This window comes from Methylophilus sp. (genome assembly GCF_008015755.1).
GTDB lineage: Bacteria > Pseudomonadota > Gammaproteobacteria > Burkholderiales > Methylophilaceae > Methylophilus.
The window spans coordinates 51626-65299 of sequence record NZ_SSGF01000007.1 but is presented as its reverse complement, the minus strand read 5'-3'; the positions used below and the strand labels follow the sequence as shown (position 1 = coordinate 65299).

Annotated in this window: 15 protein-coding genes; 8 read left to right on the top strand and 7 right to left on the bottom strand. The window is 53.7% G+C overall.

Translation table 11 applies throughout. From position 1 onward, the window contains the following. The first annotated feature begins 100 nt into the window (after positions 1-100). Positions 101-1567 (top strand): phage tail sheath C-terminal domain-containing protein, encoded by a 1467-nt coding sequence (locus E6Q52_RS02805; RefSeq protein ID WP_292818124.1) that lies wholly within the window; start codon positions 101-103, stop codon positions 1565-1567. A 78-nt stretch (positions 1568-1645) separates the two neighbouring features. Here E6Q52_RS02805 and E6Q52_RS02800 read toward each other — a convergent pair whose 3' ends face one another. Then, the gene (locus tag E6Q52_RS02800; protein WP_292818121.1) at positions 1646-2182 is read right to left on the bottom strand and encodes a c-type cytochrome; all 537 of its coding nucleotides are present in this window, start codon (positions 2180-2182) and stop codon (positions 1646-1648) included. A gap of 463 nt (positions 2183-2645) precedes the next feature. Here E6Q52_RS02800 and E6Q52_RS02795 point away from each other — a divergent pair, with 463 nt between their 5' ends. From E6Q52_RS02795 to E6Q52_RS02785, 3 genes are read left to right on the top strand one after another with little or no spacing between them, the layout of a single operon-like run. Next, positions 2646-3962: a cyclopropane-fatty-acyl-phospholipid synthase family protein gene (locus E6Q52_RS02795; protein WP_292818119.1), complete on the top strand. Its 1317-nt coding sequence runs from the start codon at positions 2646-2648 to the stop codon at positions 3960-3962. 19 nt (positions 3963-3981) lie between these two features. Then, the gene (locus E6Q52_RS02790; RefSeq protein ID WP_292818117.1) at positions 3982-4824 is read left to right on the top strand and encodes a hypothetical protein; all 843 of its coding nucleotides are present in this window, start codon (positions 3982-3984) and stop codon (positions 4822-4824) included. A gap of 39 nt (positions 4825-4863) precedes the next feature. Next, a complete protein-coding gene (locus E6Q52_RS02785) occupies positions 4864-5538 on the top strand; it encodes a response regulator transcription factor (RefSeq protein ID WP_292818115.1) in 675 nt (224 codons plus the stop codon). A gap of 79 nt (positions 5539-5617) precedes the next feature. Here E6Q52_RS02785 and pqqA read toward each other — a convergent pair whose 3' ends face one another. From pqqA to E6Q52_RS02765, 4 genes are all read right to left on the bottom strand, one after another. Beyond that, positions 5618-5689, bottom strand: a complete 72-nt coding sequence (gene pqqA / locus E6Q52_RS02780; protein ID WP_081624291.1) for a pyrroloquinoline quinone precursor peptide PqqA — start codon at positions 5687-5689, stop codon at positions 5618-5620. A gap of 146 nt (positions 5690-5835) precedes the next feature. Then, positions 5836-6957 carry a phospholipase A gene (locus tag E6Q52_RS02775; RefSeq protein ID WP_292818113.1) on the bottom strand — a complete coding sequence of 374 codons (1122 nt, stop codon included), beginning with the start codon at positions 6955-6957 and terminating at the stop codon, positions 5836-5838. A 27-nt stretch (positions 6958-6984) separates the two neighbouring features. Continuing rightward, the gene (locus E6Q52_RS02770) at positions 6985-8043 is read right to left on the bottom strand and encodes an aldo/keto reductase (protein ID WP_292818111.1); all 1059 of its coding nucleotides are present in this window, start codon (positions 8041-8043) and stop codon (positions 6985-6987) included. Then, positions 8043-8618, bottom strand: a complete 576-nt coding sequence (locus E6Q52_RS02765; RefSeq protein WP_292818109.1) for a hypothetical protein — start codon at positions 8616-8618, stop codon at positions 8043-8045. Before E6Q52_RS02765 ends, E6Q52_RS02770 begins: the two co-directional genes overlap by 1 nt. Positions 8619-8811: 193 nt before the next feature. On the opposite strand from E6Q52_RS02765, the gene E6Q52_RS02760 reads away from it, so the two are divergent. The 3 genes from E6Q52_RS02760 to E6Q52_RS02750 all read left to right on the top strand — a co-directional run bounded on the left by E6Q52_RS02760 (position 8812) and on the right by E6Q52_RS02750 (position 10798). Further along, complete coding sequence (locus tag E6Q52_RS02760) at positions 8812-9252, top strand: hypothetical protein (protein ID WP_292818107.1); 441 nt, start codon at positions 8812-8814, stop codon at positions 9250-9252. Positions 9253-9262: 10 nt separating this feature from the next. After that, the gene (locus tag E6Q52_RS02755; RefSeq protein WP_292818105.1) at positions 9263-9787 is read left to right on the top strand and encodes a YMGG-like glycine zipper-containing protein; all 525 of its coding nucleotides are present in this window, start codon (positions 9263-9265) and stop codon (positions 9785-9787) included. Positions 9788-9940: 153 nt separating this feature from the next. Continuing rightward, positions 9941-10798, top strand: coding sequence for a DUF6279 family lipoprotein (locus E6Q52_RS02750; protein WP_292818103.1), 858 nt, complete (start codon positions 9941-9943; stop codon positions 10796-10798). A gap of 133 nt (positions 10799-10931) precedes the next feature. Here the strand turns inward: E6Q52_RS02750 and E6Q52_RS02745 are convergent, their stop codons facing one another. Further along, positions 10932-11690, bottom strand: coding sequence for an SDR family oxidoreductase (locus E6Q52_RS02745; RefSeq protein WP_292818101.1), 759 nt, complete (start codon positions 11688-11690; stop codon positions 10932-10934). Positions 11691-11802: 112 nt separating this feature from the next. Between E6Q52_RS02745 and E6Q52_RS02740 the strand changes: the two genes are divergently transcribed. Further along, complete coding sequence (locus tag E6Q52_RS02740) at positions 11803-12711, top strand: LysR family transcriptional regulator (protein ID WP_292818099.1); 909 nt, start codon at positions 11803-11805, stop codon at positions 12709-12711. A gap of 150 nt (positions 12712-12861) precedes the next feature. On the opposite strand, the gene E6Q52_RS02735 is transcribed toward E6Q52_RS02740, so the two are convergent. After that, the gene (locus E6Q52_RS02735) at positions 12862-13674 is read right to left on the bottom strand and encodes a TonB family protein (protein WP_292818098.1); all 813 of its coding nucleotides are present in this window, start codon (positions 13672-13674) and stop codon (positions 12862-12864) included.

Genomic DNA, 13674 nt, shown 5'->3' with positions numbered 1-13674 from the left:
CCTAAACCCTCACCACGCTTTGCCTAACCGCCTATAATGGGGAGCATAGATGCAGCCCCTGGCTACTGTAATGTATCGCTCAATTGGGAGGAGGCAACACATGGCGACCTTCAATACACCTGGCGTTTATATAGAAGAAGTGACGAGATTGCCGCCCAGTGTGCCGGCATTAGACACGGCGATCCCTGCTTTTATCGGCTATACCGAACAGGCCACACAACAAGGCGCGTCATTATTGCGGGTGGCAACCACCGTGTACTCGTTGCTCGATTATGAAGCCTTGTTTGGCGGACCGCCCGTGCAGCGCATCACGTTGTGGCTGGCGGCACAAGCACAGGGCGCCCCCGCGCAAGTGGTCGATGCCACGCTTGACCAGCCGTTTTACCTCTATGACAGCGTGCGGCTATTTTTTGCCAATGGCGGCAGCCAGTGCGTGATTATGTCGGTGGGGGACTATAGTGGTGAGGTGGACGCCAGCCAACTAGCCGCCGGGTTGGACGCACTGGAAGCAGCACCGTTGCCGACCCTGATCGTGATGCCGGAGGCGGCCTGCTGCGAAGAAGCGCACACCCTGGAGGCGGCAGCCTTAGCGCAATGCGCTCGGGTGCAAAACCGCTTTGCATTGTTTGACCTGCGGTTTAAAAACACGCTGACAGACTTTGCGGCAGAAGCCAGCCGTTTTAAACAGCACGTGGGGGATGAACACCTGAAATATGGTGCGGCTTACGGCCCGTGGTTGCTAGCTAACCTAACCAGAAACACCGACTTTAACCAGCTGGTGTTTAACCGCAAAAGTGATGGCAGCATCGTCGATGTTGCGCAACTGACGCAGGATGCTGCCATGCTGGCGCTGATTGCAGACATCCGCGCTGCCGGTCTGGCGCCTGTCACGCCCGACTCTCAGGCACAATTACAACGGCTTAACCAACAGCTCTACCAGCAGTATGTGCAGGCAAAACAATGGATAGATGCCGCCAACATCGCTTTGAACACCTTGCCGACAACCGGGGCGGTGGCCGGGGCCTATGCCGCCATTGACCAGAGCCGTGGCGTGTGGAAAGCGCCAGCCAATGTCTCGCTGAATCAGGTGGTTGCGCCCTTATTTAACCTCAACAACGCTCAACAGGAATCTTACAACGTGGATGCGGACACCGGTAAATCGATCAACATCCTGCGCAAATTCAGTGGTAAAGGCACGCTGATTTGGGGGTCCAGAACTCTGGCGGGCAATGACAACGAATGGCGCTATATCAATGTGCGGCGCTTGTTTAGCTGGGTAGAGGCCTCGGTGAGCCAGGGCTTGCAAGCCCTGATGTTTGAACCTAACGATGCCAACACCTGGGTACGCACACAAGCCATGATCGAAAATTTTTTAACCATGCTATGGCGACAAGGCGCATTACAAGGCCGCAAGCCTGAGCATGCTTTTTTCGTCAATATCGGGCTGGGAAAGACCATGACGGCAGCCGACATTGGGCAAGGATTGATGCGGGTTGAGATTGGCATGGCAGCGGTCAGGCCTGCTGAGTTCATCATCTTAAAACTTGAGCAACGCCAAGCAGTTTAAAGCAGGCAGGACGCCTAAGATTTCCCCTAGGCGCTCTGCCCTGCGCATCATGCGCGCCGATCATCGGCACTCAGCGTGTTATGAGCCGACGGCCTCATTACCAGTCAAGCTGCCATGACTGCGGATCCAGGCAATCACTTTCAGCAACTCATCCGGGGTAATGCCATTGTTTGGATCTGAAGGATCCATCAGGCCTTTGCCCTTCGCCCCCATGCCGCCATTGGTGCCGTTCCAGACAGTTTCAAACATGCCTTTATTCGTCGCGTCTTTGGCATAGTTGTAATTAGGTCCGGTCAATGCAGGGCCAACTTGGCCACCCGCCTCAGGGCCATGACACTGGGTGCAAGAATACAACTGAAAGGTTTTTTTACCTTGGGCAATCGCATCTTCTTTACCCACATAAGGGTTTTTACCGGTGGCTAAAAATTCTTTGGCCGCAGGTGTATCAAACAACTCAGCCTTGATTTCCAGCGGCGAGCCGTCCTGCGTTTTGACGAATTTAATGGTTTCGCCGCTGGCAGCGGCGCCCGCAGCGCCAGTCGTTGAGGCCTGTTTATCACAGGCGGTGAGTCCAGCAACTAATACCAGCAGGCCGAAGCCAAGGGTGCGATTCATGTCGTTCTCCTAATGGTTGAGTGTGTTCTTGATTGACGAGTTGTCGGCACTCATTATGTATAAAACACTTCCCGGCGCCCATCTCACAACGGCGGAATTTGCTGTAGGAAGATTCGGACAACGCAGCCACCCGCCTCAACCAGCCTGGCAATCGTAGCGCCATCGTCGGCAAAAATCGATGTGCTGGATAGCGTGACTATGATGACTCACTCACGGACGACTCACTGACGGTGTCAGACACCTCTGACAAGACAATCAGCCAGTGCCCGATACTTGGCTGCAGGCTTCATTTCTACACTGCTCGCAGATGAGAATCATTCGCCTTATTCGCGCCTAGGAATTAATCAGCCGCGCAGGCTGATCACCATAGGTTGGCGGGTATCGATTAACCATCATTTTTAAAAAAATAAGTTTTTTCAAAAACAACGTTTTGACCGCTTGAGTCTTTGAGTAGGAGTACGTCATGAGTCCTTATCCCGTGCAGGCTTTAGCCATGTCATCACCACTGCAACCTGACACTAACAGTGATGATGACATGGCCCAGGCCCGTTACATTCTTAACCGCTTATTTCAGGGCTTTGCGGATCCGTTTGCCGTGCGTTTGTGGAATGGCCGCGTATTGACCATAGGCGATGGCGCGCCCGTGTTTACCTTTTGTCTGGAGCAAGCCTCGGTGTTGCGTGACATGGTCTGGTTTAGTAACCCGCAACGACTGCTAGAAGCCTACTGCGCAGGTGAGCTGCAGATTCATGGCGACTTTCATGCCGCCATGCAGTTGCGCGAGCATGTTGAATCCTTGTGTTTACCGCTACATGAAAAACTTGGCCTGGTGTTTCGGGCACTGACACTGGCAGATCGCCCGCATGCACATCAGGTGCGTGACATTGCGACGGCGCGCGCGGCGGCCACTGCGCGCACGCAAACGCCATCAGCGATGCCGTTGAATGACGAAGTCGCGGATGCCTTTTATCAATACTGGCTGGATGAACAGATGTTGTACTCCTGTGCGTATTTCACCGGCGCTGGCACTAGCTTGTCGCAAGCCCAGCAAACGCAACTGACGCTGATCTGCCAGAAATTGCGTTTGCAGCATGGGGAAACGTTGCTGGATATGTCCTGCGGCTGGGGCGGACTGGCCTGCTGGGCGGCTAAACACTATGGTGTGTTTGTGCATGGCATCACAACAAATCCAGCACAATATGCCTATGCCACCAGACAAGTACAGCAACAAGGTCTGACGCACTTGGTCAAGATAGCGCTGGCTGAGGACGACCGCCTGCCCGCTCTGGCCAGTTACGACAAAGCCGTTTTTATTGGCATTGCCGAACAGATTGGGGCCGCGCAATACCCGGCGTTTTTGGCCAAGGTATATGCCGCGCTGAAACCTGGTGGATTATTTTTAAGCCATGTCATGACCACTGAACATGTAACAGGTGGACATACAGGGAGTGAACATGCACCGCGTCCGCAAGAGGCTGCTAGCGGACTCATCAACCGCCAGCGATATCCTGCAGGCGAGTTAACGTCGTTTGCGCAGGTGTTGCAGCATATGGACAACGCCAGGTTTGACGTGTTTAACGTAGAAGGTTTGCGCAGGCACTATATGATGACCTTGCGCGAGTGGCTGAAAAATCTGGAGGCACAGCACGCCTCGATTGCCGCCAACCTGAGCGAACGCACTTACCGAATCTGGCGTCTGGCCTTGACTGCCAGCGTCATCCAGTTTGAACAGGGCGTGACCGGCATGCACCAGGTGCTTGCCACACGCCGATGTGATTAACCAACTAGGAGGCGGCCTGATGCAACACACACGGATGTCCCCCACTCAACCACAACAGCGGCTACTTGCCTCGCTATGTATGCTGGCCTTAAGCAGTTGCTCACAATCGCCAGCGAGCTCCGCATCAAGCGCAGTACATACCAATGCGCAAAATGTCGCCCATCAGCCAAGCTGGTTTTCAACCACGCAAGCGGCAGAAACTCTGCGCTGGCCAGCGGGCAAACAAGCGATGTCTATGCCAGCCAGCAAGGTGGTGGCATTTGCCAATCACCTGTCTCACCCGCGCTGGCTATACGCCTTGCCCAATGGCGATATTCTGGTCGGAGAAAGCAAGCCTCAGCCGGCGAATGCTGGCTTTAGTCTCAAGCAGTGGATGCATCAGAAGCGCCTGCATGGCGCAGGTGATCAAACCACGAGCCAGTACCAAATTACCTTGTTGCGCGACAACAATGACGATGGCGTGGCTGACGAACGGCACGTGTTTATTCAAGAGACCGCGTTACCTGTTGGCGTGGCGCTGGTCGGCGATACCCTATATATGGCCAACAGCGACACGCTGTTGCAGTTTGCTTATCACACCGGGCAGACACACGTCACGCCTGTGGCGGTGACAGAACAACAGGTGACGCCAATGGCAGAGAGCGCTGAATCTGACCCTGCCAATCAGACAATGTCCCCCTTGCCAGATAACCGTGCAAAGACACCCTTGGACCTGCTGACCGAAACACTGCAGCAAGAGGGCCTGGTGCCACAACGGCCAGCCAATGTGCTGCACGATAAAAGAGGTTACTTGCTGGTGGCAGATGATGTCGGCAATGTGATTTGGCACGTGAAAGGCAACCGCAAAGTGGCACAACAATAGCCACAATGGACGGCCATAAATGACCATAGACCACCAGCCATGAAAAATATTCTGTTAATTTACGGCCATGCGCTTAGCCGTTGCGCATTAAAAACGCTGCTACGCAATGACCCTGGGCTGCACTTAGCCGCAGAGGTTGCCAGCGTGCGCGCCGCGAAATTAAGCATGCGCCAACATGCATACGATGCGGTCATCCTGGATGTGTCTGCCGCAGAAACAAACGGCCTCGAACTGTTTTGCGATCTCAAGCAGGCGTGTGCTGAGCTGCCGATTCTCATCGTCAATGGCAGTGAACACGCAGACCGCATGTTGCATTTTATGCGCCTGGGTTGTGCGGGCTATTTGCCCTATAGCGCAGACAGCGCGCAACTGATGCCGGCGATTCACACCATCACGCGCGGGCAACGCTACGTGCTACCGCAGCATCAGGCATTGCTTAAGCCGTTACTTACCGACAGCCGTCGCCTGCCACACGACCACCTGTCGCTTCGCGAGCTACAAGTATTTTTCAAATTGATTAAAGGTCAGGCGATCAATGCCATTGCCGCAGAACTGGCCATTACACCAGGCTCGGTCAGTGTCTTCAGGTCTAAAATTCTCAAAAAGATGGGGCTAACGAACAACACCGCGCTGATTCATTATGCACTGCAATCGCGGCTGGTGCTGGTCACCGCAGTGACTCACCACTTAAGCACGGCCACTGGCGCTGCTTAACGATTATCACCAGGCAGGCGCAAAAAACAACAAACCCGGCACTAGGCCGGGTTTGTTGTTTTGCAAGTTAACGCTTGAATTACTTGTTCATCACGTACATAGTGACTTCAAAGCCAAAACGCATTTCTGTAGCAGCTGGTTTAGTCCACATGGTGTTTCTCCTTGATGATGTGTTTGTTGATTAAGTTGTTTCCAACTCGTTAAGTATCACTATACGCAGACAACCCGCACAATGCTTGCGCAGCATCCTTAAAAGCGGCTCATGATTTTACTGAGCCACAGGGAATACCGAACACACTACTCGCCCACCGCAAAGCCGATGCCAAACATGGTTTGCGCCTGATTGTAATCAAGCAGCGACACGCCGTAACCACTGGCCAGCATGGCGTAAAAACGCACGCTTTCGGTTTTAAGTGGTTTATATTGCACGTCAAACTTCACATAGCCTTTATTATCGCTGCGCATATTGTTGCGCAAGGTCACGCTGGCCGCTGTGGTATTCGCTTCGTTGTCCCAGCGCAGTATCGCATCGCCATAGCCCATGTATTTACTGATATTCGGATTATCGTCATCCGACTTGTTTTCTGGGATGCGCCACCACGGCCGCACCAGCAAACTATAGCGCTCATTCAACTGCCAGCCGCCTTGCAGGTAGAGGCGGTTCCAGCTGCGTGACAGCGGCTGCGAGCGACCGTTGGACTCATGCACCAGGCCCACATTGAGCATATCCGGCATGGCATTCAGCCAACTGCTTTGCTCGGTGGGCTTGTTCAACCCCAACGACAAAATCAGCTCGGGCGAGTAGTTGTGATCGCGCATCGGACGCGACTGCGCTTCATTATACACTTGCCAGAACGACTGCTGGGTATACGCGCCCCACAAGCGGGCGCTTTGCACCCACTGGTTTTTAGGCAGCCAGTCCGACAGATTCATCAACTGCGTTTTCAGGCTGATTTGAAAATGGAGGTCATTATGGCCGAGGTCGCGGTCTTGCGTATTCGGGCGCGAGGGCGAGGTCGGCACATCGTTTGGATTATTTGAATAGGTGGTGATCAGGTAATTCAGCTGATGCGTTTCGAGGTCGGTAAAATGCAGCTCGTCCTGGCTATTCAAATGCCATTTGCGCGAGAGATAGCCGGTCTCGGCATCGACACTCTTCACCAGCTCCTGCTGGCTAGGGGCTAAGATCGGCGGCACCAGGTGGGTAGGCGTATATTGCTCGGCCACTTTATCAAAACAAACCAGACGCCGACTGGCATCGGTCGCAAATTCGGATTGGCAGGTGCGCAAGGCATTTTGCATCTCTTGCATGCCTGCGGCCTGCGCCTGACCGGCAAACATGCCCACAAACAGAGATGTGCCCATAAACACAGTAAAACTGCGTCGCAATAAGCTGCGCAGGTTGTTAAACACAAACATAAGGATTCCCTTCTGCGAAACGCCCGATCAAGGCGCCGGATTCATCATCATCAGATGTTGCTGCTCGATGGCGCTCAACACCTCATCACTCAAAGGCGTTTGATAAGCGGCAATATTTTCCTGTAACTGCGTCATGCTGGTGGCGCCAATAATAGTGGTGCCGACAAACCAGCGGTGATAGACAAAACTGAGTGCCAACTGCGTCGGCGTGAGTCCGTGCGCACGCGCCAGCTCGGCATAGGCTTTGGCCGCAGCGGGCACCCCCGGTTTTTTGTAGCGCTGGGCATAGCCCAAAAACAGCGTCACACGGCCAGGCGTGGCCGGGTCGTCTACATATTTGCCGGTTAAATGCCCAAACGCCAACGGCGAATAGGCGGCCAAACTGATGCGCTCACGATACAGCACCTCTGTCATGCCAAACTCCATGCCGCGATTCATCAGGTTATAGCAGTTTTGCAACACGGCAATGCGCGGCAAGCCTTGCTCGCGGGCGATGCGCAAAAACTCCATCACGCCCCACGGTTGCTCATTGCTCAAGCCGATGGCGCGCACTTTACCTTCTTGTATCAACTCTGCCAGCACCTCCAGCTGGGTTTGAATCGGCACCCAGTCTAGCGGCTGATCATTGGCATCGCGCTCGGCGCGCGGGTCAAACTGATATTGGCCAAACATCGGCACATTTCGCTCCGGCCAATGTAAATACAGCACATCCAGATAATCGGTTTGCAAACGCGTCAGGCTGTCGTGCACCGCCTGGCGGATATTGGCTCTATCCATGCCCGTCGGGCCGCCACGTATCCATTGCATGCCGCGTCTGGGGCCTGCGACTTTACTCGCCAGCACAAAGCGGTCACGCACTTGTGTTTTCATCCAGTGGCCGAGAATGGTCTCGGTCCGTGTCACCGTCTCGGCCCGTGGCGGCACCGGATACATCTCGGCGGTATCAATCAAATTAATACCTTGCGACAAGGCAAAATCTAGTTGGTTGTTAGCATCTTGCTGGGTGTTCTGGTCACCAAAGGTCATGGTGCCCAGCGTGATTTTGGAGACGCGAATGCCGCTGTCCCCGAGGGTGGTGTAATCCATTAATGTAATACCTGTTTTTCTGTGGGTACCTGCATTACGATGCTCGAAACGGCTTCTGGTTCCTTGTGCTTGAACACGGACAATCCCCAGCCTGCCTCCTGGCTGGCGACCATTAACATGCGGCTAATCGCCAGCACCAATGGGTGATTTAAACTCATGTTCACATTCATGCCATTGGCGCAGACCAGTTGCATATGGTTTAACTGGTCGTTAATCGACACAAACCGCGTATCAACCACCAATAAGGCCTGTTCACTCACCACCGACGGCCGCTGTTGATAGGCCGTGGCAAAGTCCAGGTCATCCAGCTGATGCACCGCCTCTGCCTCGGCTTCAAATTGGCGGGTCGCCTCGGTAGGTGACTGGACCGCAGGTAGCGGCACAGCCTCGCCCAGTGCCAACGCCGAGACCGGCAAATGCGCCTCACGGTTTAACACATTAAACATCTGCCGCGCGATGCGGTAAGTTAGCCACACCTGGATTTCCTGCGTTTCACTCACAGCCGCCTTCATCAGCAAACGGTCTTGTTGCTGGTCGTAAGAAAGATTGATCTGCTGGATAGATTGTTGTTGCATAAGATAAATCGCTTTGCAAAGGGGTCTTGACTAGCATACCGCAGTTGCGGCCAGGCTGCCTAACACTATCAGGCGCAGGCCATGCAAATGGCGGGTGCCCGATACACTCTGATACAAACTGGCCGCTGTTCATGCGGATACATTGATCTATATTTTGGTCTGAGAAATTAAGCATGCGTGTAATGGAGGCAATATGAAAAACGTCAAAAAAATATGGTTAACCGGCTTGGTTGCGGCACTGGCGCTCACCAGCACCATCGCCCAGGCACACCCGCCAGGCCGTGGTGGTTGGCATGGCGGCGGTTGGCATGGGGGTGTCGGCGTTTATTTTGGCGCGCCCTACCCCTATTTTCCATATGCGTATTCGCCTTACGCCTACCCTTATCCCTATGTGTATAACCCACCGCCAGTGGTCATCACCCAACCACAGCCGCAGGTCTATATAGAACAAGGCAGCGGGGCCAGCAGCACTACGCCACCCGCCCCAGCACAAACCACGCCGCCCACCGCCAGTGCGGGCAATAACGGCCAGAGCTACTGGTATTACTGCGAGCCCTCTGACAGCTATTATCCTTACGTCAAAGAGTGCGCGGCAGACTGGAAGCAAGTCACGCCCACGCCACCGGCCAAATAGGATGACCCACATGAATACGCATCCTAAGCTCATTATCGTGCTGGCCGCGCTGGCGCTCTCAGCCTGTGCCACCAACCCCACCGGCCCCAGCAATATGGCGCTGCCGGGCACCGGCAAAGACTTTAATCGTTTTAGGGCAGACGACTTATCCTGCCGCGACTTTGCCTTGACCCAAATTGGCGGTAAAACAGTCAACCAGCAATACAATGCCAGCCTCGCCACCACCACGGCTGTGGGCACTGTGGTCGGTGCGGCCATCGGTGCCGCAGCAGGCGGTGGCCAAGGCGCGGCCATCGGCGCGGGCATGGGCGCCTTGTCAGGCGGTGCGATTGGCAGCAATACCGCCGCCGTGAGCGGCATGAACGCGCAGGATAAATACGACAACGCCTATTACCAATGCATGTACGCCGCCGGACACCGCATCCCGGTCCCGGCCAGCATGGCGAGAACCTACTCGCAAGACACCAGCCCGGCCCCAGCAAGTACCCGCTCAGGCTATTACCCGCCTCCACCACCGCCCAATCGTAAGCCGTAGGCCATTTAAACAGGCAGCGTACGCTGCCTGCGCCACCCTATTCTTATCACTAAACCAGGGTAAAGCTGGTCAGAAACGCACATCAACCTTGCGCGTAGTGCATACAAATTGATGGGCTCGTAAACTTAGCTGGTCAACCAAGGTCGTATAGCCATGCGAAACATCACCCCCTTTTTACTTTTGCTGATTGCGATGACCATGGCCAGTTGTAGCCTGGTAAAAACCGCTTACAACAACGCACCGGCACTCATCGCATGGCGGCTGGATGATTACTTTAGTTTTAATGACGCGCAAAAAACCAAACTTAAACTCGCCCTGCAGGATGTACATGCCTGGCATCGCCAAAACGAGCTACCGCGTTATGTTTCGCTGCTCAATACCATACACGATGATCTAAGTCATGATGTGACAGCACAAACAGCCTGCCAGCGCATAGAGTCCATCAAATCAAATCTGCAAACGCTACAAATAAAAATGATCCCCATGATTGTGGAGATCGCTGGCACGCTGAGCGATAAACAACTGCAACATTTGCAAAAAAAGCTCGAAAAACGCAACCAGGAATGGAAAGAAGAATGGTGGCAGGAGACGACCGAAGAACAGCGGGAAGTGAGGCTAGAAAAATCCGAAGAGTTTGCTGAAAAAGTCTATGGCGATTTAAACGAAAAACAAATCAACCTTTTAAAACAAGTGATTGCCAAGAGTGACATTAATCCGGCCATCATCTATGCTGAGATTTTGCGGCGCGACGAAGATGCATTGGATATTCTCAAAGCATTACGCAACCTCGCATCATCAAACGAAGAAAAGTCGCAACTGGTGCGCGCAGGTTTCGAGCGCATGCAAACCAGCCCCAATGCCGCTTATCAGGCGCATATCGAGACAGTCACTCAACTCAGCTGTGAAACCATTGCCAGCCTGCATGCCACCACAACGGCCAAACAACGCCTGCATGCACAACAATGGATAGAAGACTACAAAACGCAATTCACCCAACTGCAAAGCAAGTGATTTTGAGCAATTTGAAGCGACTACCATGACTCTCTATATTGAGGTCTAACTACAGAAATAGCTTCTCGGCCAACAGGCTCAGTAATAAAAAACAGGCAGCCATTCGCTGCCCGTTTTACTTTTTTCAAACTGATTAAATGAGCATGCCGCCGGAAGCCTCAATGCGCTGCGCATTCACCCAGCGATTATTCTCCGACAACAGACTCGCAATCATCGGGCCAATATCATCCGGCATCCCCACTCGGCCAAGCGCAGTCTGACCGGCAATATAGGCATTCACCTCTTGGTTATCGCGCACCAGGCCCTGGCCAAAATCGGTTTCAATCGCCCCCGGCGCCACCGTATTCACCGCAATCTGACGTGCACCCAGTTCTTTAGCCATGTAGCGCGTCAATACCTCAATGCCGCCTTTCATCGCCGCATAAGCGCTGTAGCCAGGCAATGTAAAGCGGGCCAGGCCACTCGAGATATTGATAATGCGGCCACCATCATTGATCAATGGCAGCAATTTCTGCGTCACGAAGAAGGTGGATTTCAGGTGGATATTCACCATGTCATCAAACACCTGTTCCGTCGTTTCAGCAAAAGGAGCGGTGAGACCAGTACCCGCATTGTTAATCAGGAAATCAAACTTTTCCGCCTGAAAATGTGTTTGCAACGCTTGGCTCAAAGCACTGGCAAACGCATCAAACGTCTTCACTTGCGCCACATCCAGTGGCAAAGCCACCGCCTTACGTCCCAAGGCATGAATCTCGTTGACCACCTCTTGCGCAGCCGCCTGCTTGCTTTGGTAAGTCAGCACCACATCAATGCCCTGCCTTGCCATCGCCAACGCGGTATTTTTACCCAACCCACGGCTACCACCTGTAATCAATGCAATTTTGCTAACCATGCTCATTCTCCTGTGTTGATGAAAGATGTGCGTAGTTTATTGGTATTAAAATTAAAGATAAATTAACCATTAATAATTATACTGTTCACAATAAACGAACAATAAAGCACACATGAGTGATAGCACTGAAAGCCTGAAGCGTTTTATGCGCGTCGCCGAACTCGGCTCCTTTACCAAAGCGGCCGATAGCCTGGGCCTGCCGAAAGCCAGCGTGTCGCAAGCCATTCAGCAACTGGAAACCAGGCTACAAACACAGCTGTTTCACCGCACCACGCGCAAAGTACAACTCACGCCAGACGGCCAGTTGTTTTACGAAAAAGCCAAAGACGTGTTGAGTGAGATAGAAGAACTGGAAACCTTGTTCATGCGCGACGACAGCCAGGTCACAGGCATCGTGCGGGTGAATATGTCACAGCCCATGGCCAGGCATTTGGTTATCCCCGCCCTGCCCGCTTTTTTGCAGCGCCACCCCAACCTCAATATAGAAATCAGCAGCGAAGACCGTAAAGTCGATTTGGTCAGTGAAGGCTACGACTGCGTGGTCAGAACCGGTAAGGTCGATGAATCTGGCATGATCATGCGCAGGATAGGTGAAATGCAGCAAAGCAACTTCGTCAGCCCGGCTTACCTCGCCCAATACGGCACACCCAAAAGCATAGACGATTTGCAGCAACATTATTTGATTCACTACCAGACCAGCAGCAACAACCGCTTTGATGCGTTTGAATATCAGTTAGACGGAGAATTCCATCGCGTGAAAATGCGCAGCCGTATCTGCGTCAACAACACCGATGCTTACCGCGCTGCCTGCGCCGCCGGACTAGGCATCATGCAGGCGCCCAAGCTTGGCGCAATGGCAATGTTGACCAGCGGTCAGTTAGTGGAGATATTGCCCTCATTCACTGCACCAAGCATGACGGTTTCACTGTTGTTTCCGCATCGTCGGAACTTATCTAAACGGGTGCGAATTTTGATGGATTGGCTGAGCGAACTCATACAAAACCAGTTAACGCATCACTAAGCATTCACCCATATTAGGCAAAAAAATCCCCTGCACTTGCCGGAGGAAAATTGGCAAATGACAGGGGTTACATAGAGCAGGCGCCACCATTGAGCGAAAGTGAGGGATTTACTTTCTAATGACGCCAGCCTTCGGGAAACCGCGAAGGGATCACTCCAGTTTAAAATTCACTGGTATTGTTATTTTGAAGCTCTTCTTTTTTAAACTGTCTTTCACGCCCAGCTGTGCAATGGCTTTTTTCACCATGCGCATCGCCTCTTCATCCAGCGGCACATGCTTGCTGCTGCCAGCCAGTGACACATTCACCAGCTCACCGCGCACAAACTGCGCCACCACCGTCGCCTCGCCTTCGAGATGGCGGCGCACCGCAATGGCCGGATATTGTTTGCTTTTACCCACTAGCGCACGCAATTGCTCGCCATAATCGCCCCAGGCATCGGTATCACCGGCATTTAACTCCTCAGACTCGCTGCTGGCTGGCGTTGCACTGGCCGCCACGCTGGGTTTGCTGTCTTTGGCAGGGGCGTCATTCGCCGCGGGCTGCGCACTCTCTGCCGCACTCACGCTAGGCGTGGCGGCTGCCGGGGTCACGGGCGCTGGCTCGGCCTTGGCGGGGGCGACCTGCTCTGGCACACGGTAATCCGACGGTTGACTGCTTGGCGCCGCCAACACCTGTTTGGGTGTTTCTACCGGCGTTTGTGGCTTCACCACAGGCGTAGTCGTCGCCTTAGGGGGCTCAAGCGGCTTAGCCACCTCTGTCGGCGGCGCCACCGCTTGCACGCTTGGGGCTGCAGCTTTGATCGAAAAAAACTCAATTTCAAGGCGGTCTGGCAGCTTGGGCAGTTCAATCTGGCTCAGTGCCGGATAAAACACCACCACCAGCGCATGCAGCGCCAGCGAGACAATCACCGCCCGCCAAATCAGCGAATAGTCTTGCTGCTCAGGGTAAATCAGGCTGCTCAT

What these genes read in the sequence shown, in the direction of transcription:
- E6Q52_RS02805 (WP_292818124.1), top strand. Translation starts at nt 101, where the DNA reads ATGGCGACCTTCAATACACCTGGCGTTTATATAGAAGAAGTGACGAGA.
- E6Q52_RS02800 (WP_292818121.1), bottom strand. Translation starts at nt 2,182, where the DNA reads ATGAATCGCACCCTTGGCTTCGGCCTGCTGGTATTAGTTGCTGGACTC.
- E6Q52_RS02795 (WP_292818119.1), top strand. Translation starts at nt 2,646, where the DNA reads ATGAGTCCTTATCCCGTGCAGGCTTTAGCCATGTCATCACCACTGCAA.
- E6Q52_RS02790 (WP_292818117.1), top strand. Translation starts at nt 3,982, where the DNA reads ATGCAACACACACGGATGTCCCCCACTCAACCACAACAGCGGCTACTT.
- E6Q52_RS02785 (WP_292818115.1), top strand. Translation starts at nt 4,864, where the DNA reads ATGAAAAATATTCTGTTAATTTACGGCCATGCGCTTAGCCGTTGCGCA.
- E6Q52_RS02775 (WP_292818113.1), bottom strand. Translation starts at nt 6,957, where the DNA reads ATGTTTGTGTTTAACAACCTGCGCAGCTTATTGCGACGCAGTTTTACT.
- E6Q52_RS02770 (WP_292818111.1), bottom strand. Translation starts at nt 8,043, where the DNA reads ATGGATTACACCACCCTCGGGGACAGCGGCATTCGCGTCTCCAAAATC.
- E6Q52_RS02765 (WP_292818109.1), bottom strand. Translation starts at nt 8,618, where the DNA reads ATGCAACAACAATCTATCCAGCAGATCAATCTTTCTTACGACCAGCAA.
- E6Q52_RS02760 (WP_292818107.1), top strand. Translation starts at nt 8,812, where the DNA reads ATGAAAAACGTCAAAAAAATATGGTTAACCGGCTTGGTTGCGGCACTG.
- E6Q52_RS02755 (WP_292818105.1), top strand. Translation starts at nt 9,263, where the DNA reads ATGAATACGCATCCTAAGCTCATTATCGTGCTGGCCGCGCTGGCGCTC.
- E6Q52_RS02750 (WP_292818103.1), top strand. Translation starts at nt 9,941, where the DNA reads ATGCGAAACATCACCCCCTTTTTACTTTTGCTGATTGCGATGACCATG.
- E6Q52_RS02745 (WP_292818101.1), bottom strand. Translation starts at nt 11,690, where the DNA reads ATGGTTAGCAAAATTGCATTGATTACAGGTGGTAGCCGTGGGTTGGGT.
- E6Q52_RS02740 (WP_292818099.1), top strand. Translation starts at nt 11,803, where the DNA reads ATGAGTGATAGCACTGAAAGCCTGAAGCGTTTTATGCGCGTCGCCGAA.
- E6Q52_RS02735 (WP_292818098.1), bottom strand. Translation starts at nt 13,674, where the DNA reads ATGAGCAGCCTGATTTACCCTGAGCAGCAAGACTATTCGCTGATTTGG.